This window comes from Methylobacterium sp., assembly GCF_019750675.1.
Lineage (GTDB): Bacteria > Pseudomonadota > Alphaproteobacteria > Rhizobiales > Beijerinckiaceae > Methylobacterium.
Genome location: NZ_JAIEOF010000258.1, coordinates 1 through 2,439 on the forward strand (window position 1 = coordinate 1; position 2,439 = coordinate 2,439).

2 protein-coding genes are annotated in these 2,439 nt (G+C 70.0%); both read left to right on the forward strand.

Translation table 11 applies throughout. From position 1 onward, the window contains the following. A partial coding sequence (locus K2X24_RS13185; RefSeq protein WP_292498822.1) for a xanthine dehydrogenase family protein molybdopterin-binding subunit occupies positions 1–1,612 on the forward strand: 1,612 nt, incomplete at its 5' end. Next, entirely contained in the window at positions 1,609–2,358 is a 750-nt protein-coding gene (locus tag K2X24_RS13190) for a dihydrofolate reductase family protein (protein ID WP_366934492.1), read from the forward strand. The genes K2X24_RS13185 and K2X24_RS13190, both read left to right, overlap by 4 nt. Positions 2,359–2,439 lie beyond the last annotated feature (81 nt).

The following is a 2,439-nucleotide window of genomic DNA, read 5'->3' on the forward strand; positions in this document are numbered from 1 at the left end:
CGCGGCCTGGGAGGGCGACAAGCTCACCCTGTGGACCTCAAACCAGATGATCGCCTGGACCAAGGGCAGCATCGCCAAGATCCTCGATATCCCGGCCGAATCGGTTCGTATCGACTCGCCCTATATCGGTGGCGGCTTCGGTGGAAAGCTGTTCGTGCGTTCCGACGCCGTGGTGGCGGCCCTGGCCGCCAAGGCCGCCGGTCGTCCCGTCAAGGTCGCGCTGACCCGGCCTCTGGTCATCAACAACACCACCCACCGGCCGGCCACCATCCAGCGCATCCGCATCGGAGCGACCCCGGACGGAACGATCACCGCCATCGCGCACGAGAGCACCTCGGGCAACCTCGACGGCGGCAAGCCCGAGACGGCGGTGGACCAGACCAAGCTGCTCTACGCGGGCGCCAACCGCCTGACCGCGATGAAGCTCGCGCATCTCGATCTGCCCGAGGGCAACTCGATGCGGGCGCCGGGCGAGGCCCCCGGCCTGATGGCCCTCGAGATCGCCATGGATGAGATGGCGGAGAAACTCGGGCTCGACCCCGTGGCCTTCCGGATCCGCAACGACACCCAGGTCGATCCTGGGCACCCCGAGCGTCCGTTCTCGCACCGGAACCTCGTGGGCTGCCTGAAGCTCGGCGCGGAGAAGTTCGGCTGGGACAAGCGCAACGCCAAGCCCGGTCAGGTCCGGGACGGCCGCTGGCTCGTGGGCATCGGCATGGCGGCGGGCTTCCGCAACAACCTGCTGATGAAGTCGGGCGCCCGCGTCCGGCTCGGCCGCGACGGCCTCGTCACGGTCGAGACGGACATGACCGACATCGGCACCGGCAGCTACACCATCATCGCCCAGACCGCGGCGGAGATGATGGGCGTCACCCTCGACAAGGTGGTGGTGCGCCTCGGCGACTCGAACTTCCCGGTCTCGGCCGGATCGGGCGGGCAGTTCGGCGCGAACAACGCCACGGCGGGCGTCTACGCGGCCTGCGTGAAGTTGCGGGAGGCGGTGGCCCAGAGGCTCGGTTTCAACTCGGCCGACGTCCTGTTCGAGGACGGCACTGTCCGTTCCGGCAACCGGACCGAGACGCTGGGCAAGGCGGCCAGCGACGGCGACCTCGTGGGCGAGGATTCCATCGAGTACGGCGATCTCGCCAAGAAGCAGCAGCAATCGACCTTCGCGGGGCACTTCGTGGAGGTGGGCGTCGACGTCGACACCGCCGAGGTCCGGGTGCGGCGCATGCTGGCGGTCTGCGCGGCCGGGCGCATCCTCAACCCGAAATCGGCGCGCAGCCAGGTCATCGGCGGCATGACCATGGGCGTCGGCGGGGCGCTGATGGAGGAACTCGCCGTCGACACGCGGCGCGGCTTCTTCGTCAACCACGACCTGGCCGGCTACGAGGTGCCGGTGCATGCCGACATTCCCCACCAGGAGGTGGTCTTCCTGGACGAGGCCGATCCGCAATCCTCGCCCATGAAGGCCAAGGGCGTTGGTGAACTCGGCATCTGCGGCGTCGGCGCGGCGGTGGCCAACGCCATCTACAACGCCACCGGGGTGCGGGTGCGGGATTATCCCATCACTCTCGACAAGCTCCTCGACCGCATGCCGGACGCGGCGTGACGTCGTCCGGCATGCGCCGGTCCGCGCGGCCCCGCATCATCTGCCACATGACGAGTTCCGTCGACGGACGCCTCCGCGTCGATCGGTGGACGCCCCCCGCCGGGGGCGTCGCGGCTGACCTCGTGCACCGGCACTACGAGGCCGTCGCCGCGCGCCTCGCGCCGGAAGGTTGGATCGTCGGCCGCACCACCATGGCGGAGATCGCGGATGGCGGGACGCCTGCCGTGCCGGCCCCGGCCGACGGCGATTTGCGCAAGACGCATCGCGGCGACCGGAGGGGCCGCGACCTCGCGGTCGCCATCGACCCTCACGGCAAGGTGCATTACGGCCGGGACGAAGCGGGGGGCGACCACATCGTCGCCGTCCTCGGGGAGGGCGTTCCGGACGCCTACCTCGCCGAACTCCGCCGGGACGGCGCCTCCTACCTGTTCGCCGGCCCGGACGGGCGCGACCTCGCGCTGGCCCTCGACACCCTGGGCGAGACTTTCGGCGTGCGAACCCTGCTGCTGGAAGGCGGCGGCATCATCAACGGCGCCTTCCTGAAGGCCGGGCTGATCGACGAGATCAGCCTCCTGATCTGCCCGGCCATCGACGGCCTGTCGGGCGTGCCGAGCGTGTTCGAGTATCTCGGGACTCCGGGCGAGAAGCCCGCCGCCGGACATGCCCTGCGCCATCTCGGGACCGAGACCCTGGAGGGCGGCACCGTCTGGCTGCGCTACCGCGTCGAGGCGGCGCCCGACGCCTGATACGGTTTCTGGGTGATGGCTTCGGCCTGCTTGCGCGCGACGCGCTCCCTCTCCTGGAAGGAGAGGGTTGGGGTGCGGTGT